The sequence below is a fragment of the Geobacillus lituanicus genome, assembly GCF_050994965.1.
Lineage (GTDB): Bacteria > Bacillota > Bacilli > Bacillales > Anoxybacillaceae > Geobacillus > Geobacillus stearothermophilus.
The window spans coordinates 1,234,215-1,254,245 of record NZ_CP194773.1; the positions used below are offsets into that span (position 1 = coordinate 1,234,215).

A 20,031-nucleotide genomic window follows, 5' to 3' on the forward strand; every position below is an offset into this window, starting at 1 on the left:
GAGGGATGGACGATGAGTGCAGTCATTGCGACGTATTTGCTTCATGATGAACACGATATTCGCCAAAAGGCGGAAGGAATCGCGCTCGGCTTGACAGTCGGCACATGGACCGACTTGCCGCAGCTAGAGCAAGACCAGCTTCGCAAGCATAAAGGGGAAGTCGTTGCGATCGAAGAGCTTGGCGAGAGCGAGCGGGTAAACGCCTATTTCGGCAAGCGGTTGAAGCGGGCAATCGTCAAAATCGCTTACCCGACCGTCAACTTCAGCGCCGATTTGCCAGCATTGTTGGTGACGACGTTCGGCAAGCTGTCGCTTGACGGGGAAGTGCGGTTGCTTGATTTGGCATTTCCGGAAGAATGGAAGCGGCAGTTTCCGGGGCCGCGCTTTGGCATCGCCGGCATTCGCGAAAAGGTCGGAGTGTACGACCGCCCGCTGTTGATGAGCATTTTCAAAGGCATCGTCGGCCGCGATTTGGCGTATTTGACATCAGAGTTGAAAAAGCAAGCGCTTGGCGGCGTTGACTTGGTCAAAGATGACGAAATTTTGTTTGACAGCGATCGTCTGCCATTTGCGAAGCGCATTACAGAAGGCAAAGCGGCGCTCGAAGAGGTGTACGAACAAACAGGCAAGCGGACGCTGTATGCCGTCAACTTGACCGGCAAAACGTTTGAACTGAAAGAAAAAGCGAAACGGGCGGCTGAGCTTGGCGCCGATGTGCTGTTGTTCAACGTGTTCGCCTATGGATTGGACGTCCTGCAAGGGTTGCGGGAAGATGAAGAGATTTCCGTTCCGATCATGGCCCACCCGGCGTTCAGCGGCGCGATCACGCCGTCGGAGTTTTACGGCGTCGCCCCGTCGCTCTTGCTTGGAAAGCTTTTGCGGCTTGCCGGCGCCGACTTTGTTCTGTTCCCGTCGCCGTACGGCAGCGTCGCCTTGGAGCGCGAGCAGGCGCTTGGCATCGCCCGGGCGCTGACCGATGAACAAGAGCCGTTTGCCCGGGCGTTTCCAGTGCCATCGGCCGGCATCCATCCGGGCTTGGTGCCGCTCCTTGTCCGCGATTTTGGCCTTGACAGCGTCGTCAACGCCGGCGGCGGCATCCACGGCCACCCGGACGGGGCGATCGGCGGCGGAAAGGCGTTTCGCGCCGCCATCGACGCAGCGCTGGTCGGCCGTCCGCTTCGTGAAGCGGCGAAAGACAACGAGGCGCTGCAAAAGGCGATCGACCGCTGGGGCGCTATTGAGGTGGAAGCATGACGAAACAACTCGTTCTTTTTTGCGATTTTGACGGCACGATCACGGAAAACGACAACATCATCGCGATTATGAAACAGTTCGCCCCGCCGGAGTGGGAGGCGCTAAAGGACGACATTCTCGCCCAGCGCATCTCCGTTCAGGAAGGCGTCGGAAAAATGTTTTCGCTTCTTCCGTCAGCGCTGAAAGGGGAGATTGTTGACTTTTTGCTTAGCACCGCCCGCTTGCGCGAAGGGTTCCGCGAGTTTGTCGCATGGACAAAAGAGCAAAGCATCCCGCTCTATATCGTGAGCGGCGGCATCGACTTTTTCGTCTATCCGCTGCTTGAAGGGCTCATTGAACCGGAGCGGATTTTTTGCAACGGCTCCGATTTCAGCGGTGAGACGATCCGCATCACATGGCCGCATGCATGTGACAGCCGGTGCCAAAACGGCTGCGGCTGCTGCAAGCCGTCGCTATTGCGCAGGCTTGCCCGCCCGGACGGGTATCACGTTGTCATCGGCGATTCGATCACCGACTTGGCGGTGGCCAGGCAAGCCGACTATGTGCTGGCGCGCGATTTTCTGCTTGAAAAATGTCAAGAGCTTGACCTGCCGCACGCGCCATTTGCGACGTTTTTTGACGTGATGGATGCGTTGCAGCGAATGGAGGTGATCGTATGAGCATCGTCGTGAAAAAGTGGAACGAGCTTGCGGAAGTGAAAGCCGAACTCGCCGCCCGCGATTGGTTTTTCGCAACAAGCGGCAATTTGTCGATCAAAGTGACGGACGACCCGTTGACGTTTTTGGTGACGGCGAGCGGCAAGGATAAGCGGAAGCAAACGGATGAGGACTTCTTGCTCGTTGACGCTGCCGGCCGACCAGCGGAGAAAACACATTTAAAGCCATCAGCGGAGACGCTGCTGCATGTGGAAATTTACAACCGCACAAACGCCGGTTGCGTCTTGCACGTTCATACCGTGGACAACAATTTGATTTCTGAACTGTATGCGTCAAACGGGGAAGCAGTCTTTTCCGGCCAGGAAATCATCAAGGCGTTTGGCATTTGGGAAGAAAACGCCGCAGTGCGCATCCCGATCATTAACAATGACGCCGACATCCCGACGCTGGCTCGGGAGTTTGCGAACCATGTTCATGGCGACGCCGGCGCCGTGTTGATCCACAACCACGGCATTACCGTCTGGGGACGAACGGCGTTTGAAGCGAAAAAACATTTGGAAGCGTGGGAGTTTTTGTTCAGCTGGCAGGTGAAGCGGCTGCTTTTGCAACGGGCCGGCCTGCCGGTTGGTTAATATACATCTTTTAGAAGGGGGATTTTGACATGGCCGTCATCAAAGTGAGAAAAACAGGTGAAGTGATTACAGGAGAGGAGAATGTGCGCGCCTTTTTAAACAGCCAAGGCGTCCTGTACGAGCATTGGGACATTGCCAAACTGCCGGAGCATTTGCGCGACAAATACGTGCTCACCGATGAAGAGAAAAATGAAATTTTGGCGGCGTTCAAAGATGAAATTGAAGACTTGGCGGCGCGCCGCGGCTACAAAACATGGGATATCGTCGCTCTGTCCGATGCGACGCCGAACTTGGATGAGCTGCTGAAAAAATTTGAACAAGTGCACATCCATACGGAAGACGAAGTGCGCGCTATTACGGCCGGCCATGGCATTTTCATTATCAAAGGCGACAAAGAGACCGGCTATTTTGACGTCGAGCTGGAAGCCGGCGATGTCATTTCCGTGCCGGAAGGGAATCCGCACTACTTTACGCTCATGGACGACCGCCAAGTCGTAGCCGTCCGCCTGTTCATCGACCCGTCCGGCTGGGTCGCCCATCCGTATGAAGAGAAAGAAGAGGCTGTCCAATAATGAGAACACCCCGTTGCCAGGCAAGGCAGCGGGGTGTTTCGTTCTGTATGGAGAGGAGCGCTTGCCTCGATGACGGAAGGAGAGACCGCTAAAACGATTCGGTTAACAAAATCATAAACAAAATGCCGATAATAAATGCGTACGTCGAGATCCGTTCGTTGCCGTCGCCATGGCTTTCGGGAATGAGCTCTTTGTAAATGATGAACAGCATCGCCCCGGCGGCAAACGCCAACCCGTATGGCACGAGGCCGCGGAAGAGAGAGGTTAAATAAAAGCCGAGCAAAGACGTCACAATTTCGACCGCGCCGGTTAACGTGGCAATGACAAACGCTTTAAAGCGGCCAATCTGCTGATTGACTAAAAACAAGGCGACCAAAAATCCTTCCGGCGCGTTTTGCAAGCCGATGGCCAATGCGATCAAATTGCCGATTTGCGAAGCACCGTCTGAGGCGTAGCTCACCCCGACTGACAGCCCTTCGGGGAGATTGTGCATCGCAATGGCGGCGATGATGAGCATCGCCTTTTCGTCGAATTGCAAGCCGCTTTTCGTATGTTCCAAGTCGATATGGGGGACGGTCATCTCAAGCAACGTTAACACGAGCACCCCCGCCGCCAATCCGATGGCGAGCGCCTCAAAACCGCCGGACCGCAGGGCCTCGGGAATAAGACTTGTCATCGAGGCCGCCATCATAATGCCGGCTGAAAACGCGAGAAGCACATCGCGCCAGCGGTGAGTGAGCGATTTGGCCATAAACAAAATCGGCACAGCGCCAAGTCCGGTCGATAAGGCGGACAGTACACTGCCGGTCAATACCCCGTTCATCTAATTCCCCCTTCATCAGCCTTTATTTTTTCATATGTGCTGTTTCCATAAATGTGACAATCGCCCAAGCGCTGCCCTATAACAAAATTATCATAGCGAAAGGAACGGTCGCTGGCGAGAAAAATGGATCAGCGCCTGGCAAAAACGGTTGCCTGCCTGTTTACTGTTCAAGTATAATGCAAGTAAGAAATGGTTAAATGCAAAGGGTTGGATGGCATGGAACAAAAAGCGCAAGAACTCGAGCAATCGCTAAAGTTGTTTATCGTATTGTCGCGGGCTTACCGCGCCGTAAGCGACCAAGTGAACAAATCAATCCACTCATTCGGGGTCAATCCGACCGAATTTGCCGTGTTAGAATTGTTATACCATAAAGGGGATCAGCCACTCCAGCAAATTGGCGAAAAAATTTTGCTGGCGAGCGGGAGCATCACCTACGTCATTGACAAACTGGAAAACAAAGGATTGATCGTCCGCCGCGCCTGCGAAAAGGACCGGCGCGTCACGTACGCGTCCATTACAGAAGAGGGGCGGCGGTTTATTGAGCGCGTATTTCCCGAGCATGCGGAAAAAATTCACGAAACGGTTTCGGCGCTGACGGCGGCAGAAAAAGAGCAGGCGATTGCGCTGCTGAAAAAATTAGGATATGGGGCAAAAACAAGGGGCTGACGCGAGGTCGGCCTCTTTAATTTTGCCGGAAATGGATACGTTATATAAAGAACATACCATAGCCAGCAAAAAAGGAGAGATCACCATTGATGATTCCAGTAGGGGTATCGAATCGCCACATTCATTTATCAAAAGAACACATGGCGGCGCTGTTTGGCGAAGGCGCCGAGCTGACGGTGCTCAAGCCGTTGTCGCAGCCTGGCCAGTTCGCCGCCAAGGAAACGGTGACGGTCGAAGGGCCGAAAGGGAAAATTGAAAACGTCCGCGTTCTCGGACCGGTCCGTTCGCTCACCCAGCTTGAAATTTCGAAAACCGACAGCTTCAAGCTCGGCGTCGCGCCCCCGGTCCGCTTATCCGGCGATATTGACGGAACGCCGGGCATTACGATTCACGGACCGAAGGGGACGGTGACCGTCGACAAAGGGGTGATCATTGCCAAGCGCCACATTCATATGACACCGAAAGATGCCGAGACGTTTGGCGTCCGCGATAAACAAGTTGTGAAAGTGAAAACGCAAGGGGAGCGGGCGCTCATTTTTGACGAAGTGATCGTCCGCGTCAGCGAAGATTTTGCATTAGATATGCACATTGACACCGATGAAGCGAACGCGGCCGGCTTGAAAACGGGCGATTATGTCGAACTGCTTCCATCGTGAAATCATCCGCGCCAAAGGCGGACAAAGCACCCTCTCGGTACAAACGAGAGGGCGCTTCCCATTAATGCGGCCGCTTCTTCTCTGATGCTAGTGTGCCGACAAGATGAAACGGCGCATCACGCCGAATGGCGTCAATGACGCCGCACGAGTGCGTGCATGGTGGTTCTCCTTTCGGATTAATGCGATGCTCCTTTCAAATAGCGGTCAAACCAGTCGACGATATGGCGAAGACGCTCAAGCCGAAGAGCAGGGTTGCCGGTGCGCGACAAATCGTGGTTGGCGTCCGGAAAGCGGACGAGCTTTGTTTTCCGCCCGAGCTGCTTTAAGGCGACAAACAGCTGTTCGGCCTGCTCAATCGGGCAGCGGTAATCGCGTTCGCTGTGCAAAATCAAAAGCGGTGTGCGCATGTGTTTGACGTATTTGAGCGGCGAATGATGCCAAAGCCGCTCAGCGTCTTCCCAAACGTCGCAGCCGACTTCCCATTTCGTGAAAAAGTAGCCGATGTCGCTCACGCCAGAGAAGCTGAGCCAGTTGGAAATCGAACGTTGAGTGACAGCCGCTTTGAATCGGTCGGTATGCCCAACGATCCAGTTCGTCATAAATCCGCCGTAGCTGCCGCCGGTGACGCCAAGCCGTTCTTTGTCAATAAAGTCGAACTTGCTGATGGCGGCGTCGACGCCAGCCATAATGTCTTCATAATCCATGCCGCCATAGTCGCCGCGCACCGCATTGACAAACGACTGGCCGTATCCGTGGCTGCCGCGCGGGTTCGTAAACAGCACGGCATAACCGGATGAAGCGAGCAGCTGCAATTCATGGAAAAACGTAAATCCATACATCGCATGCGGCCCGCCGTGAATTTCGACGACAAGCGGCGCCTTTTCCCCTTCGTCAAGCTCAGGCGGTTTCATGATCCAGCCTTGAATCTCCAAACCGTCCGCCGATCGATACGTAAACGGTTCGGCATCGGCGAAGGCCACTTCATGTTCAAGCGCTTCATTGGCGAGCGTAAGCCGCGTTTTCGTTCCGTCTTCAAGCGAGATTATATACAAATCGCCAATGACCGTCGGCTCGCTCATGGCGGCGATGGCTTGCTGTTCGCTTGGGTGGATGGCTAAACCGTATAAATGGAAGTTGCCTTCGATCACCGGAACGATCGGGCCGTCGAGCGGGACGAAATACAAGTTGACGCGTCCGCGCTCCGAGGCGGTGACATACAGGCCGCTTCCGTCGCTCGCCCAAATCGGGCCCGGCCCTTTCGCATCAGCGTGTGTGTCGCCGACCATGGCATCGCCGAGATGGACGTCCCAATCGGCGGTCAACACCCGCTTCGTTCCACGCTCCGGCTCAAAGACGTAAAGCCGGTGAAGCGTAGCCCCGAGATAAGCAAGATCATGGCCGATGGCGGCGAGCTTCGTTCCGTCCGGCGACCAGGCGAGCGAAGCGAATGTGCCGCATCCGTTCGTCAAGTTCGTTTCCGCTTTCGATTCGAGATCAAGCAAAACAATGTCGCGCGTAAAGGTTGTGTCTGGATCATCGTTTCGGTTGGCGACAAAGGCGAGCGTCCGTCCGGTTGGGGAAACGGCAAACGAACCGATTTCTTCCTCGCGGCCCGTCAACGCTTCGGTTTTTCCTGACGCCGCATCGATGCGCGTGAGCACCGCCCGTTTGCCGTCAAGAAAACCAGCCGCGTCCGATTTGTAATACAGCCTCTCGACCACGCGCGGTTTCAGGTCGGCTCGCTTCACTTCTGCCTTTTCCGGTTCTTCGCGGTCTTCAATCGTTTCATCATCGCCAAGCGTCGTTAGGGCGATGAGAAACGTTCCATCCGGCGACCAAACGTAATCGCGCACACCGTTTTTGAAAAACGTCAGTTGGCGCGCCTCACCGCCATTGGCGGGCAAAAGCCAAAGCTGTGTGCGTCCGGAGCGGTCAGATAAAAAGGCGATTATTTCACCTCTTGGGGAAAAACGCGGCTTCATGTCGCGCCAGCGGCCGAACGTCCATTGACGGACGGAGCCGTCTGCCGCCCATATCCATAAATGGGAGCGGTATTGTTTTTCCTCATCAATCGATTTTTCCACAAACACGGCGCGCGTCCCGTCCGGCGCGTAGTGCGGGTCGCGCACCGAGCGGAGGCGAAGCAAATCTTCCGCCGTTATGCCGCGGCGTTTCGTCAGGTGCTCGTTGTTGTTCATCAGCAAGACCTCTCTTTCCTTCAAAAATGGAACCATCTTGTATATTTCGTCTTACGAAAAAAAAGATCCTGCCCCAAAACAGAAAAAAACGAACGCCCAAACGATAGGCGTCCGTTTTTTAGCTATGCCGACAGTTTTTGTTTTTCATTTGCCTGCTGCGCTGCCTTTTTCACCTGCGGGTAGAAGATCACGCCGCTTGCCAGCAAGGCAACGCCCAGCAGGAACGTTTTCATATCCGCCGTCCCGGCGATGACGACCCAGACGGAATACAATGTTGCCAGCGCCGCAACGATGCCGTCAGCGAGCCGCTCCCGTCCTGCCGCATACGTTTCCCCCGTGAGCGTGAGCTTCAGCTGGAAGACGGAAGCAATCAAATATGGAACGAGATAAGCGAGCGTAGCGATGTAAATGACAAAATCGAACGCTGCCGCCATCGAATGGGAAATGGTCGAGAAAATGAACAGCTGGGCTAATGCATTCGATAGCGTCAACGAGAAGCTTGGCACGTTTTTCTTGTTTTCTCTCAAAAAGGCCGGCAAAAACAGCCCTTGTTTCGCCGCCTGGTACGGCACCTCAGCGCTCAGCAAGATCCAGCCGAGCGTCGAGCCGAGCAGGCTAATGAGCCCAAGACCAGCCAACACGTAGCCGCCCGCCGGTCCGACGATGGCATTGATGGCATCAACGAGCGGTTTTTCCGATTGAATCAGTTCGCGTTGCGGCAAGACGCCCATTACCAAAAAGCTGATGCCAATATAAATGGCCAAAGCGATCAAAAGACCGGCGATCGTCGCCCGTTTTACGTCCGCTTGTTTGCGCGCGCGGGAAGCGAACACCATCGCCGATTCAACGCCGACAAACGCCCAGAGTGTCGATAACGCGGCGTTGTTGATTTGTCCAAGCAAACCGATCGGCTGTCCGTTCCCGTCATAGCGAGGGGCATCAAGCGGGCCGATGACCGCTTTGTCAAAGGCAAACAAGGCGATGACGATAAATAGGAAAAAGCCAAGCACTTTGGCCGCGGTGGCGACAAAATTCAGCTTGCCAGCGCCTTCTACACCGCGCAAAATGATGATATGCATCCCCCAAAGAAGCGCCGTGCAGACGAGAAAGGTAAGCAAATTCCCAAGCTTTAGCGTAAACGAGCCCATCGTGAGAACGGTTTTGTCGCTCGTTAATACAGGGAAAAATGTCGACAAGTAGCTCGCAAACGTCGTGATGATGGCGACGTTGCCGGCAAAGTTGCCGACCCAGTAGCCCCACGATGACATAAATCCCGATAAAATCGAGAGATTGGAGCCTTTCGGAAACAGCTCCTTCGCGTAAATTTGCGGTCCGCCGCCTAAGTCGGGCTTGCGGATTGCCAAGTTGCCGAAAACAAGCGCCGTCATGAGAACGCCGGCTCCGGTCAGCAGCCAGGCGAGCATCACGCCGATGGGGCTCGAAGCCTCTGCCAACGAGCGCGGCAGCATGAAAATGCCGGAACCAACCATATTGCCCACGACAAGCGCGGTTAACACCCAAATGCCAAGTTTTCGTTGCTGATCCAAGGTCAAAACGCTCCTTTCAAAAAAAAGAAAGCACCCGCGCCTCTTCAGCGGGTGCATGATTCGCATCCAACTGAATGGCGATAGCGCTCCATCGCCCAAGGGCGATGGCAGTCCTGCGCCTGTTCGGCCGCAGGCCCAGCTTGCGCCGCCGGAGCGCGCCGCAAACTTCGGCGGTGAACCCTTTCCCGCTGCATCATCGACCGCTCCGAGCCTCGACAGCGCTACTTTTGTTCACCGCAACCTCTATCCCATTGAAGTGGAGAGGGGGTATATCGTTGTCGACATTATATTACTCAATTCGACAAAAAACGTCAATATGTTTTTGGAAAATGTATATGAGGCAAAGGTTGCGAAATATGAGTGAAATGATTAGTATAATTTGTGGTGATGAACCCAGAGAATGGGAAATCGAGAAGGATTTTGAGGATTCATGGCGAATAAACAGTAGATCGGCTGAGTGATGAAAAAATGTAAAAATGAAAGGAAAGAAGGGACAGAGCATGAAGTTTTCCGAATTTCGTTACGAGCGGCCGGACATCGCTCAATTGCAAGCATCGTTTCAAGAAGCGCTTGATTCGTTCCGCCGCGCCGGGAGCGCCGCCTTGCAACACGAGGCGATGAAGCGGATCAATGAGCTGCGCCGCCGCTACAGCACGATGGCGAACCTTTGCCATATTCGCCATACGATCGATACAAACGATGAGTTCTATAAGAAAGAACAAGACTTTTTCGATGAAACGGAGCCGATCGTCAAGGGGCTTGTCAACGATTATTACCGCGCGCTTGTTTCCTCGCCGTTCCGCGCTGAATTGGAACAAGTATGGGGGAAACAGCTGTTTGCGTTGGCCGAAACACAGCTGAAAACATACGCGCCGGCGGTTGTCGAAGACTTGCAAAAAGAAAACAAGCTGGCGAGCGAATATACGAAGCTCATTGCATCGGCGAAAATCATGTTTGAAGGAGAGGAGCGGACGCTCGCCCAGCTGCAGCCGTTTGTCGAGTCGCCGGACCGCGCGATGCGCCAACGGGCGAGCGAAGCGCGGTTTTCGTTTTTCACGGACCACGAAAAAGAGCTCGATGAGCTGTATGATGAGCTCGTCCACGTCCGCACAGCGATCGCCCGCAAGCTCGGTTTCCAAAACTTTGTGGAACTCGGCTATGCCCGTTTAGGACGGACCGATTACAATGCCGATATGGTTGCAGGCTATCGCCAGCAGGTAAAAACGCACATCGTCCCGCTCGCGTCCAAGCTGCGCGAGCGCCAGCGGCAGCGCATCAAGGTCGAGAAGCTCTACTATTACGACGAACCGTTTATGTTTCCAACCGGCAACCCGGCGCCAAAAGGGGACGCCGCTTGGATTGTTGACAACGGCCGGCGCATGTATGAAGAGCTGTCGCCGGAAACCGGCGAGTTTTTCCGCTATATGGTCGAACACGAATTGATGGACCTCGTCGCCAAAAAAGGAAAGGCGGGCGGCGGCTATTGCACGTATATCGATGATTACAAGGCGCCGTTTATTTTCTCGAACTTTACCGGCACATCCGGCGACATTGACGTATTGACCCATGAAGCCGGACATGCGTTCCAAGTGTATGAGAGCCGTCATTACGACATTCCGGAATACAACTGGCCGACGCTTGAGGCGTGTGAAATCCATTCGATGAGCATGGAGTTTTTCACCTGGCCGTGGATGGAGCTGTTTTTCGCCGACGACGCCGACAAATACCGGTTCGCCCATTTGAGCGACGCGCTCTTGTTTTTGCCGTACGGCGTTGCGGTCGATGAATTTCAGCACGCGGTCTACGAGAACCCGGATATGACGCCAGCGGAGCGGAAGAGTGTCTGGCGCAGCATCGAAAAAGCGTATTTGCCGACAAGAGACTACGCCGGCCATGACTACCTTGAGCGCGGCGGGTTTTGGCAGCGGCAAGGGCATATTTACACCGATCCGTTTTATTACATCGATTACACCCTTGCGCAAGTGTGCGCGTTCCAGTTTTGGAAGCGGGCGCAGGAAGACCGGGAATCAGCCTGGCGCGACTATGTGGCGCTTTGCCGATTGGGCGGCAGCCGGCCGTTCACCGAGCTCGTCAAAAGCGCCAACCTAAAGTCGCCGTTTGCTGACGGGGCGGTCGCTTCGGTCGTCGGCCATATCGAGCGGTGGTTGGACAGCGTCGATGACAAAGCCTTGTAAAAAGAAGCAAAGAAGGCGGGCGGGAACAGCACCGCCCTGCTTTTCTTTATCATCTCGCGCCGAGAAGACCCCCACTTCCACGTGTTGGGCGGGGATGGCTTGGTTGACAGCCTGCTGTGGGGCGGGTGTTTCCAACAATCTCTCACCTCAAAGCTCAAGCGTAGGTGGGAGAGCGTTCAATTTGAAAACTTCTATCAAACTGGGGAAAAGGGGGAAAACGATGATCCGTAAAGCCACATGGGTCGACGCACTGGCCATCGCTTCGGTCCACGTCGAAAGTTGGAAGACGACGTACAGCGGCATCGTGCCGGACGCGTACTTGGAGACGTTGGCAGTGGGAGAAAAACAAACGTTATGAGAGAAGGTGCTCAGCCAATCGGACCATTCCGTGTTTGTCGCCGAGGAACACGGGCGCGTCGTTGGATTCGTCTCCGGCGGACCAAATCGGGCAGCCGACGGTCTGATAGCGAAGTATGACGGGGAGCTGTACGCGGTGTATTTGCTCAAAGAGGCCCAAGGAAAAGGATGGGGACGGCGGCTTGTGCAAGCCTTGGCCCGCGACTTGGCGCAAAAAGGCATTCATTCGCTCGTCGTCTGGGTGCTTGCCGCCAATCCGTCGCGCGGTTTTTACGAACGGCTTGGCGGTGAAAAACTGGCCGAGGAAAGGGTGGAAATCGGCGGAACAGTGTTATCGGAGTGGTGCTACGGCTGGCAAGACATTCAAACGATGAACTAGGAAGGGGCTGCCGACAGTTCGGCAGCTCAAAAAATTTGTTTTGCGAGTGATTACTCACTTTACAAACACGTTTGTCCTGTTTTATGCTTTTTGTGAGTGATTACTCACTATTTTATTTCAAGAAGGAGGAAAGGTGCATGAGCATTTTGAGAAGTAAGTGGGTGGCCTTGTCGCCTGTCATGGTGGCCATTGTAGTATTGATTTTCTCTCTTGTTCTTGTTCCAACCGTGCATCCGAAGCCACAAAAGCTTCCCGTTGCGTTTGTCAACGAGGACGAAGGGGTGCAATTGCCGAATCAGCCCCCGATCAACATGGGGAAGGACATTGAACAAGTCATCCAAAACATGGCGAAATCGAATGCAGCTGGAAAGGATCAACCCCCAATTGATTGGATGCAAGTTGACAGCGAGAACAAAGCGAAAAAAGGAATGGATAAGCAACACTATTATGGCGCTCTCATCATTCCGAAAGATTTCAGCAAGAAAGTAGCGTCCCTACAGACGCCCCGTCCTTCTGCCCCAAAAGTGAAAATCGTCGTCAATCAAGGAATGAATGTCGCAGCGTCTGCCATCGTGCAGCAAATCTTGAATCAAGCGGCGGACCATATCAATGCCAACGTGCGCCAACAATTGTTGCAAGCGATGTCTAAAAAAGGGGGAATGGTGACGGTTGAACAGGCTGCTCTTCTCGCCTCGCCTGTTGAGAAAGAGACGGCCGTCATTCACGCGGTCGGCACACACAGCGCCAACGGCAATGCGCCTGTTTCGTTCGTTCAGCCGATTTGGATGGCAAGCCTCGCTGCAGCGGCGCTGCTACATTTAGCGATGGATCGACGCGCGTTTGCCCATCGACGCGAGAAGCTAGCTGCACAGGTGATGAAAACGGTTGTTGGGCTGCTGCTGGCGCTGATCGCAGGATTTGGACTTATCGGGATGGCGGATGCGATCGGATTTCATATCCCTTCATTTATAGATATGGCGCTGTTTGTTTCCCTTGCCTTTTTTAGCTTTTTTGCCATTGAAAGCGCCGTGTTCGCTTGGATTGGGTCAAAAGGGATCCCGATTTTTATTCTTCTTTTGTTCTTCGGCGCTCCACTGCTTCCCATGGCGCCGGAATTGATGACATCATTTTACCGCGATTGGGTTTATTCATGGCTGCCGCAGCGCTTCATGGTCGAGGGGCTTCGGGAACTCTTTTTCTTTGATCCGACATTTCAATGGAACGAACCCGTTTCCGTCTTATGTTGGCTGGCGTTTGTCGGGGTTGTTCTCGTCATCGTTTCGGCATTCAAGAAACGTATGGTTCAGGAATCGGAGGAATCCGGCAAACTGGTGACGTCATGATGAGGTGTAAAGGGGGAATGAACAATGCGCACTCATCCACCTATTCAAGTCGAGCGTGTTTCCAAGCGGTTTGGAAAAAAAGTAGTCATCGACGATGTGTCGTTGGAAGTCCAGACGGGGGAAATATTCGGCCTGCTCGGCCCGTCGGGGGCGGGCAAGACGACGTTGGTGCGCATGATCGCCGGCATTGATCAAGCGAGTGAATTCGGCGCTGGGAAATGGGCGTTGGCTACATGATCGGGTTCGGATTGTTTACCACGATTCAAGCGAGCTTAATTTCACGGTTTGCCATTGATGTGCTTGACATGATGATGGAAGGTTCGTTTTGGTATGTGCTGCTCATTACGTTTTTGCTGGCGATGACAGCGCTTGCGCTTGGGATGCTGCTGTCGGCGTTCGCCAACAACGAGCTGCAAATGGTGCAGTTTATCCCGCTTGTCGTCGTGCCGCAAGTGTTTTTCTCGGGTTTGTTCAATCTCGACACGATGGAACAATGGCTTCGTTCCTTAAGCGTCATCATGCCGCTCACCTACGGGGCGTACGCGCTGCGCGATATTATGGTGCGCGGAGAAGGTTTTAGCGCCATCGCCGTTGATGTGTACGTGCTACTTGGCTTTACGATGCTGTTTATGCTATTAAATGTAGTAGCATTGAAAAAATACCGCAAGCTGTAAGGAGTAGAGTCATGAGCGAGCATTCATGGATTCAGGAATTGCTGCAAATCGGCGGCAAGGAAGGGCAGTTCAGTGAAAAGCAACTGAAAATTTTGGAAGCCGCAGTGGAAATGTTTGCCGAAAAAGGCTATGCGGCGACTTCCACGAGTGAAATCGCCAAAAAGGCCGGGGTGGCGGAAGGCACGATCTTCCGCCACTATAAGACGAAAAAAGACTTATTGTTGGCGATCGTCACGCCGACATTGTTTCAGTCCGTCGCCCCGTTTTTGGCGAAAGAGTTTGTCCGTGAAGTGTTTGACAACGAATATGAGACGTACGAACAGTTTTTGCGCGCGGTGTTTTCCAATCGCTACGCCTTTGTGAAAACGTATTTGCCAGCGATTCGTGTGCTTTGGCAGGAGCTCGCCTTTCATTCCGAGATTAAACAGTGCTATCAACGCGTGTTTACAGAGCACGTGTATCCAAAATTCGCCCGCATTGTCCGCCATTTTCAAGAGAAAGGGGAGTTGGCCGAGCTGCCGGTTGATTCGGTCATCCGCTTGACGATCACATCGCTCGCCGGCTTTTTGGCCGCCCGCTTTCTCCTTTTGCCTGACCACAATTGGGACGATGAGGCGGAAATGGAGCGGACGATTCACGTGTTGATGAACGGTCTGCGGCGCTAACCGGCCGGCTTCCGCGTGGGAGCCGGCCTAGCCGTTTTTCTTGGCATAATCGAGGATGGCTTTGGCAAAGTGTTTAAAATCATCGAGATGGTGGTCGATGATGGCTTGCAAAATGCCAAGGTTCAGTTGTTGGTAGTTGTGAACGGCGATGTTGCGGAATCCGACCATCGCCTTCATCTTTTTGCTTACGGAAGGGGAGATGACCCCATGTTCTTCGAGGAGAGCGAATGCATCGCGGCTATGCTGCGGCAATCCGAATTTCTGCTCGGCCACAATATGCATGGCCAAATCGATGCATGCCTCGCACGCCCGCTGTAAATTGAGAATGATCGAGTCTTGTTTTGTATAATTTTGTAAATTTTGGGGGTCGTGGTCATATTCTTCGTCAATTCGTTTCAGACATCGTTCAATGATGCTGACCTTATTCAAAATCACATCATGTTTCATACACCGACCCACTTTCTGCAATTCGTTTTAATACTGGCGCCCTCTCTTCATTCAGCTTTGCATACATTTTCAACGTTTTCATTTCAAACTCCATTCGTTTCCGTTCGTCGCAACAATCGATCACCTTTCCGCTCGAGACGACTTGCGCTTGAAACACGGTGCTGGCTTGGCGCAAATCGACAAGATCGACATCTCGCCCTAACTTGTCAGCCAAATGCCCCGCGAGCCGAAACAGCTCATACGGATCATGCGGTTCGCCGTCGCTGACAAAGGCGATATCGACATCACTGTCCGGGCGCATCGCCCCACGGGCGGCTGAACCGAACAGGTAGATGACGAACGGGTGAAGAGCCGGGCGGAGCGTCTGAATGATGATCGTCTCCATTTCGTTTGGCAATCGCGATGCCCCCTTGCGTTTTTCTTCATTATAGCAAAATTTTTTCGTTCCTGGAGAAAAGACGGAAAAAGAAAAAGAGGCGATGGCGACCGCCCCTTTTTACAGCGAAAATCCTTTATTCGTGCGAAAGAGTCTGACCTCAAGAAACGGACGTGCGGTCGATGAAAACGTTTGACCGAACGGCCGTCATTTTCTTGCACCACCGTCTTCCGAAATGACGCTGGATCCTTTGTTTGGGTCGAACGATTGGTACCATTGAACATCATTGAAAATATGCACGGGGAACCGTTCTTTGTCCAAAATGAGAAGATTGTACCGCAAGTCTCCATGATTGATTCGATTGATCAAATCTTTTGGTATATCATTTGTCCAAGTGGAAGAAATGGTGATGGTATATGATAACTGTCCGTTTGCCGGCAAAGGGCCTTTGACAGCGTTGGAACGGTCAACATGGGTCAGACGCGAGAGTTCCTCTGGATATTGAATGACGAAATAGTAATCTCGATACTGTTCAAGCAAACGGTACAGCTGTTCCGAGATGGTGTAATGAATCGTCAGCTCGATCGATCGACTTGTCGCCTTTGCAATAAATTGATTGACTAGAAAATGCGGAGGGAGGGATCGTCCAAGTAACAGTTGTTGTTTTTTCCACCCGCGCTCCTAAACTTACTTCCGTACTAATTCCTACTTCCAGGACCATCTCGTTAAATGTGGACGACGAAGAAACAGTAGCGGTTGCATACGCTTCTCTCTTGACTGTGTGGGAAACAGTGTCAGTAGTAGATTTGTTGTTTACGTGGGTATGAGTCCAATAAATGGTCAGCCCTCTTGTATCTGTGCTGTGAACGTATTCATATCCATCATAAGGGATATAGGTTGGATTGATTTCTGCTTCTGTCTTATTAAATGGGGTAAGAGAAAGCAATCCAGCCAAAAGAATCGGACTAATGGTTTGAATCATCGTAACTATTCACCCCAGTGCTAGTGTATAAAAAAGCCCAGCACAAATAGGGCATTTCGGTCATAGAAAATGCCCTAGGTAGCGGAAAGAACTCGATCGATCGTTTCGCCTGCCAACAGAAGACATAACGAATCCCACACGTTTTTTTCGTGTTTCGTCAGTGTGGAAACGATGCTTCTTGCGATGCAAAACGACTGCGCGAATGTTTCTTCGCGAAACGTACCCGAAATGTTCTCTTTGACTTTGACCATGCGAAGATCGCGTTCGGCTTGGTTGTTGTCAAAGGGAACATGTACTTCACGTAAGAAACGCAGCGCTTCTTCCTTTCGTTTTTGAAGGCGTCGAACAAAAGCGAGTGCTTTTTTCGGAAGAGGCGTCATCGTTTCTAATCGGTGTTGTGCTCTTTCTAGGATGCGATCATACACTCGTTCCCACCGTCTCGCTTCTTCTTCGGAAAGTGCACCGTGATGGGCTTCGACGGCTTGCTTGGCGGCTAACAGAAACGTGGTCATGCGCATCGCCCACGTATGCCCTTGTTCGATGAATCCTTTTAACTCACGCAAATGATGGGCGTGACAAAGGGCATGGGTGGCATGTGTGTATTTCGGATATGTACCGAACGCATCGTGCATCATCGTCCCTTCATATCGGGGAAGAATCCCGATATCATCGGTCGCTTTTTTTCCACGAGAAGCGTGAGGAGCCAAGTATGTATATCTCGATGTACACGCGACATGCACCCATGCGAGTTTCCCATTGATGCGCAAACTCGTTTCATCGACATGCAGGATGTTGGATTCAAGTAAGGCGTCTTCGATGATGTCCATATTTGATTCCAGCGCTTCGCGTCCTCGTTTCACCATATTGGCAAGGGTTCCTGTACTAATCGAGTGTTGATATAACGCTTCGATTGTATCACTTAAACGCTTGTACGGGATCAATTGGATATGATGTAAATAAACAACGAGCGCCGTGAGCCGTGGACCGTATTGCACATGATTCGTGACATGGGATGGGAATTCGGCTTGTTGCACGCATCGACAATGTGGACACGATTTCACTTCACGTTCATGTTGTGTCACCTCGATCGCCACACGAGGGACATCAAACACTTGACGGATATCGACTTTGAACGGTTTGACTTCACACAAAGAAGCTCCACATCCTTGACACGTATGCACACGGTGGACGACACGATGATGTGGATGTTCCACTTGACGGAGCGTCTTCCCCTCATGTCCCTCTTGCCCACCAGGCTTTTTGCCAGACGGCTCGCGGGAGGAACGCTTTTTCTCAAAACGGTCAGAAGATGGGGGCAAATGGCTATTGGAGCTGTTTTTTTTCGTGCGTGCTTCCAGCTCTTGAACACGGTACTTCAGTTGTTCATTTTCTTTGCGTAGTTGTTTGTTTTCGTGACGCAAATGTTCATTTTCTTGAATGAGTTGATGAATGAGCTGTTTTTGTTGTTGAACTTTGCCGATTAAGCTCTCAACTGTAAATACAGCTTGTTGTACCGTCAACATGCGATTCACCTCCTTGTCTATCAGTATTCACATCATAGACAAGGAAAGAAGAAAATATTCAGCTCACTTTATGATGTGGCTGAATAGTTACGAATCATCTTTCTTTTGAACATCACCTGAATCCGTGACAAAACATCTTTACAATGGATGCAAACCGTTGATACGATAAGGGAAAACGACGTTGACGACTCTTCATCAAGTAGGTGAATGTGATGAAAGATTTCCCGATTCGGTTTGTATTGACAGATGAAGCGATTACTCCAAGTGCTGGGCTTGCTCTCGTGGGCTACTTACTGCACCAAACGAAGCTGGATAAACGAGTAAACGCCCTTCGGCTCCCAACGGTTCGTCGAGATGTGCACATTTCCCATAGCGACGTCATTCGCTCGATGATCGGCTTGCTTGCCACAGGAAAAACGGATTTTGATCATATCGAAGCGTATCGTCAGGACGATATCTTTTCGACATCAATGGGCATTCGGCACGTACCTTCCTCCCCAACGTTGCGACAGCGACTCGATCAGCTCGCTTGTCTTCCGATGACCGAAGCAATCATTTGGGAGGAATCGATGCGTCTGTTGGTTCGACAACACGCTACCTTGTCTCCTTGTTGGACCAAAGGGAAGACGACATGGCTCCCACTTGATATAGATGCTTCCCCATTTGACAACTCCGATACGAAAAAAGAAGGAGTGAGTCGAACGTATAAAGGATTTGACGGTTTTACGCCGTTGTTTGCGTATGCAGGGAAGGAAGGGTATATCGTTCATGCCGAGCTGCGTCCAGGGAAACAACATGTACAAGACAACATGCCTTCGTTTTTAACTACCGCCATCCATCGAGCTCGTCCGCTGACCTCGTCTCGTCTGCTTGTCCGCATGGATGCAGGAAACGATGCGGAAGCGAATGTGCACGTATGTCTAAAGGAAGACGTGGACTTTGTCATCAAGCGAAACTTACGCCGAGAATCGAAAGCACTTTGGTTCCAGATCGCTTCGCAAAAGGGCAGACGCGTCGATGATGGACAAACCGAAGGAGTACAAACGTATGAGTTATGCCTTCCACAGACAGCAGCAATCGATGGACACACGTATACGTACGTTCAAGTCACCCAAGTGATGGAACGAACGATGGAACGAAATGGACAGCTGATGCTCGTTCCTGATTACGAAGTCGAAAGCTACTGGGTGCGCCTCGAAGGATACGAGCATGTTCGAATGAGTGATGTGCTCGCATTGTATCATGATCATGCGACATGCGAACAGTTTCATAGCGAACTGAAAAGCGACTTAGATTTAGAGCGACTTCCATCTGGGAAGATGAAAACGAATGCGCTCGTGTTAGTCATGGGAGCATTCGTGTACAACCTTCTTCGTCTGATTGGACAAGATCTATTAAGCGATCCGAGACATCCATTACATCATAAAGTGAAACGCCGTCGCATCAAGACGATCATTCAGACGGTGATCACGATGGCAGGTCGACTCGTCCGCCGATCACGACAGATCTGGATGAAACTGACGCGAAGGAGTGGCTATAGCGAGCCCCTTCTGAACATTTACATAAAATGGAGAGAAGGAGCATAACGAACGATTGTTCGCAATTCTGTACTCACCCTAACCCTCTGTCCTTTTTTGTTTTTTCTTTGGTTTATATACCTAAAAAAGATATTTATTTCATTTCTGAGAGTGAAGATGACATTCTGTTTTAAACATAAAAAGGGAATGGTGGATCACGCATCCATAAAACCAGCAAAAAAGTCAAAGTCGATGTCAATCCATCACGGATTCAGGTAAACGGAATACTTAAAAGTAATGCTAATCTAAAATTAACATAATGAAGTCTTATCATAGGAAACATGACTATGTTAAAGAGTAAAGACCACCAAATGTTCCAACCGTTATGATGGTTAATTGTATTGAAATATTCTCGTCCCATCCATTCAATTACAGTAAATAGAGTAACTCACTTCGCTATATAAAAAATTTGTTTTAGTGCAGCATCTGGATAATTAGATAAGTAAATCAATGTCGCAGGAACCATAATAAACAAAAGAGATACAAAATAAGCTACTGTATCTCCTATT

The 20,031-nt window shown here is 51.7% G+C and carries 17 protein-coding genes, 3 pseudogenes and 1 riboswitch; of the genes and pseudogenes, 13 read left to right on the top strand and 7 right to left on the bottom strand.

Going from position 1 to position 20,031, the window contains the following annotated elements; translation table 11 throughout:
- The first annotated feature begins 12 nt into the window (after window positions 1–12).
- From mtnW to ACR1UW_RS06245, 4 genes are read left to right on the top strand one after another with little or no spacing between them, the layout of a single operon-like run.
- Window positions 13–1,254, top strand: coding sequence for a 2,3-diketo-5-methylthiopentyl-1-phosphate enolase (gene mtnW / locus ACR1UW_RS06230; RefSeq protein ID WP_033011864.1), 1,242 nt, complete (start codon window positions 13–15; stop codon window positions 1,252–1,254).
- Window positions 1,251–1,913, top strand: a complete 663-nt coding sequence (gene mtnX, locus ACR1UW_RS06235) for a 2-hydroxy-3-keto-5-methylthiopentenyl-1-phosphate phosphatase (RefSeq protein WP_015374251.1) — start codon at window positions 1,251–1,253, stop codon at window positions 1,911–1,913. Before mtnW ends, mtnX begins: the two co-directional genes overlap by 4 nt.
- A complete protein-coding gene (locus ACR1UW_RS06240) occupies window positions 1,910–2,542 on the top strand; it encodes a methylthioribulose 1-phosphate dehydratase (protein WP_015374252.1) in 633 nt (210 codons plus the stop codon). The genes mtnX and ACR1UW_RS06240 overlap by 4 nt, the downstream gene beginning before the upstream one ends.
- A 29-nt stretch (window positions 2,543–2,571) precedes the next feature.
- Window positions 2,572–3,114, top strand: a complete 543-nt coding sequence (locus ACR1UW_RS06245) for a 1,2-dihydroxy-3-keto-5-methylthiopentene dioxygenase (RefSeq protein WP_033011862.1) — start codon at window positions 2,572–2,574, stop codon at window positions 3,112–3,114.
- An 88-nt stretch (window positions 3,115–3,202) separates the two neighbouring features.
- Here ACR1UW_RS06245 and ACR1UW_RS06250 read toward each other — a convergent pair whose 3' ends face one another.
- Window positions 3,203–3,937 carry a ZIP family metal transporter gene (locus ACR1UW_RS06250; protein WP_015374254.1) on the bottom strand — a complete coding sequence of 245 codons (735 nt, stop codon included), beginning with the start codon at window positions 3,935–3,937 and terminating at the stop codon, window positions 3,203–3,205.
- A 216-nt stretch (window positions 3,938–4,153) separates the two neighbouring features.
- Between ACR1UW_RS06250 and ACR1UW_RS06255 the strand changes: the two genes are divergently transcribed.
- Both ACR1UW_RS06255 and ACR1UW_RS06260 read left to right on the top strand, forming a co-directional pair.
- On the top strand, window positions 4,154–4,603 hold the full coding sequence (locus tag ACR1UW_RS06255; RefSeq protein ID WP_498934951.1) for a MarR family winged helix-turn-helix transcriptional regulator: 450 nt from the start codon (window positions 4,154–4,156) through the stop codon (window positions 4,601–4,603).
- 89 nt (window positions 4,604–4,692) lie between these two features.
- On the top strand, window positions 4,693–5,259 hold the full coding sequence (locus tag ACR1UW_RS06260) for a phosphate propanoyltransferase (RefSeq protein WP_013523257.1): 567 nt from the start codon (window positions 4,693–4,695) through the stop codon (window positions 5,257–5,259).
- A 176-nt stretch (window positions 5,260–5,435) separates the two neighbouring features.
- On the opposite strand, the gene ACR1UW_RS06265 is transcribed toward ACR1UW_RS06260, so the two are convergent.
- Both ACR1UW_RS06265 and ACR1UW_RS06270 read right to left on the bottom strand, forming a co-directional pair.
- Complete coding sequence (locus ACR1UW_RS06265) at window positions 5,436–7,457, bottom strand: S9 family peptidase (protein WP_498934953.1); 2,022 nt, start codon at window positions 7,455–7,457, stop codon at window positions 5,436–5,438.
- 122 nt (window positions 7,458–7,579) lie between these two features.
- The gene (locus ACR1UW_RS06270) at window positions 7,580–9,004 is read right to left on the bottom strand and encodes an amino acid permease (protein ID WP_498934955.1); all 1,425 of its coding nucleotides are present in this window, start codon (window positions 9,002–9,004) and stop codon (window positions 7,580–7,582) included.
- Window positions 9,005–9,077: 73 nt separating this feature from the next.
- Window positions 9,078–9,258: riboswitch (Lysine riboswitch) on the bottom strand.
- A gap of 246 nt (window positions 9,259–9,504) precedes the next feature.
- Between ACR1UW_RS06270 and ACR1UW_RS06275 the strand changes: the two genes are divergently transcribed.
- The 6 genes and pseudogenes from ACR1UW_RS06275 (at window position 9,505) to ACR1UW_RS06300 (ending at window position 14,617) form a co-directional block, all read left to right on the top strand.
- A complete protein-coding gene (locus ACR1UW_RS06275; RefSeq protein WP_498934957.1) occupies window positions 9,505–11,199 on the top strand; it encodes a M3 family oligoendopeptidase in 1,695 nt (564 codons plus the stop codon).
- A gap of 220 nt (window positions 11,200–11,419) precedes the next feature.
- Window positions 11,420–11,935 (top strand): annotated as a pseudogene (locus ACR1UW_RS06280) (GNAT family N-acetyltransferase).
- A gap of 137 nt (window positions 11,936–12,072) precedes the next feature.
- A complete protein-coding gene (locus tag ACR1UW_RS06285) occupies window positions 12,073–13,278 on the top strand; it encodes a YhgE/Pip domain-containing protein (protein ID WP_498934959.1) in 1,206 nt (401 codons plus the stop codon).
- 24 nt (window positions 13,279–13,302) lie between these two features.
- A pseudogene (locus ACR1UW_RS06290) lies at window positions 13,303–13,482 on the top strand (ATP-binding cassette domain-containing protein); the annotation flags it as partial.
- A pseudogene (locus ACR1UW_RS06295) lies at window positions 13,482–13,952 on the top strand (ABC transporter permease); the annotation flags it as partial. The pseudogenes ACR1UW_RS06290 and ACR1UW_RS06295, both read left to right, overlap by 1 nt.
- Window positions 13,953–13,963: 11 nt before the next feature.
- Window positions 13,964–14,617, top strand: a complete 654-nt coding sequence (locus ACR1UW_RS06300; protein WP_498934961.1) for a TetR/AcrR family transcriptional regulator — start codon at window positions 13,964–13,966, stop codon at window positions 14,615–14,617.
- Window positions 14,618–14,644: 27 nt separating this feature from the next.
- On the opposite strand, the gene hepT is transcribed toward ACR1UW_RS06300, so the two are convergent.
- The 4 genes from hepT to ACR1UW_RS06320 all read right to left on the bottom strand — a co-directional run bounded on the left by hepT (window position 14,645) and on the right by ACR1UW_RS06320 (window position 17,945).
- Complete coding sequence (gene hepT / locus ACR1UW_RS06305; protein WP_033005519.1) at window positions 14,645–15,064, bottom strand: type VII toxin-antitoxin system HepT family RNase toxin; 420 nt, start codon at window positions 15,062–15,064, stop codon at window positions 14,645–14,647.
- The gene (mntA, locus tag ACR1UW_RS06310; RefSeq protein WP_050368421.1) at window positions 15,054–15,461 is read right to left on the bottom strand and encodes a type VII toxin-antitoxin system MntA family adenylyltransferase antitoxin; all 408 of its coding nucleotides are present in this window, start codon (window positions 15,459–15,461) and stop codon (window positions 15,054–15,056) included. The genes hepT and mntA overlap by 11 nt, the downstream gene beginning before the upstream one ends.
- Window positions 15,462–15,972: 511 nt before the next feature.
- Complete coding sequence (locus ACR1UW_RS06315) at window positions 15,973–16,422, bottom strand: hypothetical protein (RefSeq protein WP_498934964.1); 450 nt, start codon at window positions 16,420–16,422, stop codon at window positions 15,973–15,975.
- 74 nt (window positions 16,423–16,496) lie between these two features.
- Window positions 16,497–17,945 carry an IS66-like element ISBst12 family transposase gene (locus ACR1UW_RS06320; RefSeq protein WP_498932894.1) on the bottom strand — a complete coding sequence of 483 codons (1,449 nt, stop codon included), beginning with the start codon at window positions 17,943–17,945 and terminating at the stop codon, window positions 16,497–16,499.
- A 212-nt stretch (window positions 17,946–18,157) separates the two neighbouring features.
- Here ACR1UW_RS06320 and ACR1UW_RS06325 point away from each other — a divergent pair, with 212 nt between their 5' ends.
- Window positions 18,158–19,531, top strand: coding sequence for an IS1380 family transposase (locus ACR1UW_RS06325; protein WP_498934154.1), 1,374 nt, complete (start codon window positions 18,158–18,160; stop codon window positions 19,529–19,531).
- Window positions 19,532–20,031 lie beyond the last annotated feature (500 nt).

Coding starts and splice junctions, on each gene's coding strand:
- ACR1UW_RS06265 (WP_498934953.1), bottom strand. CDS start 7,457: ATGAACAACAACGAGCACCTGACGAAACGCCGCGGCATAACGGCGGAA.
- hepT (WP_033005519.1), bottom strand. CDS start 15,064: ATGAAACATGATGTGATTTTGAATAAGGTCAGCATCATTGAACGATGT.
- ACR1UW_RS06315 (WP_498934964.1), bottom strand. CDS start 16,422: ATGATTCAAACCATTAGTCCGATTCTTTTGGCTGGATTGCTTTCTCTT.
- ACR1UW_RS06260 (WP_013523257.1), top strand. CDS start 4,693: ATGATTCCAGTAGGGGTATCGAATCGCCACATTCATTTATCAAAAGAA.
- mtnW (WP_033011864.1), top strand. CDS start 13: ATGAGTGCAGTCATTGCGACGTATTTGCTTCATGATGAACACGATATT.
- ACR1UW_RS06300 (WP_498934961.1), top strand. CDS start 13,964: ATGAGCGAGCATTCATGGATTCAGGAATTGCTGCAAATCGGCGGCAAG.
- ACR1UW_RS06275 (WP_498934957.1), top strand. CDS start 9,505: ATGAAGTTTTCCGAATTTCGTTACGAGCGGCCGGACATCGCTCAATTG.
- ACR1UW_RS06285 (WP_498934959.1), top strand. CDS start 12,073: ATGAGCATTTTGAGAAGTAAGTGGGTGGCCTTGTCGCCTGTCATGGTG.
- ACR1UW_RS06255 (WP_498934951.1), top strand. CDS start 4,154: ATGGAACAAAAAGCGCAAGAACTCGAGCAATCGCTAAAGTTGTTTATC.
- ACR1UW_RS06245 (WP_033011862.1), top strand. CDS start 2,572: ATGGCCGTCATCAAAGTGAGAAAAACAGGTGAAGTGATTACAGGAGAG.
- ACR1UW_RS06320 (WP_498932894.1), bottom strand. CDS start 17,945: ATGTTGACGGTACAACAAGCTGTATTTACAGTTGAGAGCTTAATCGGC.
- mtnX (WP_015374251.1), top strand. CDS start 1,251: ATGACGAAACAACTCGTTCTTTTTTGCGATTTTGACGGCACGATCACG.
- ACR1UW_RS06325 (WP_498934154.1), top strand. CDS start 18,158: ATGAAAGATTTCCCGATTCGGTTTGTATTGACAGATGAAGCGATTACT.
- ACR1UW_RS06250 (WP_015374254.1), bottom strand. CDS start 3,937: ATGAACGGGGTATTGACCGGCAGTGTACTGTCCGCCTTATCGACCGGA.
- ACR1UW_RS06240 (WP_015374252.1), top strand. CDS start 1,910: ATGAGCATCGTCGTGAAAAAGTGGAACGAGCTTGCGGAAGTGAAAGCC.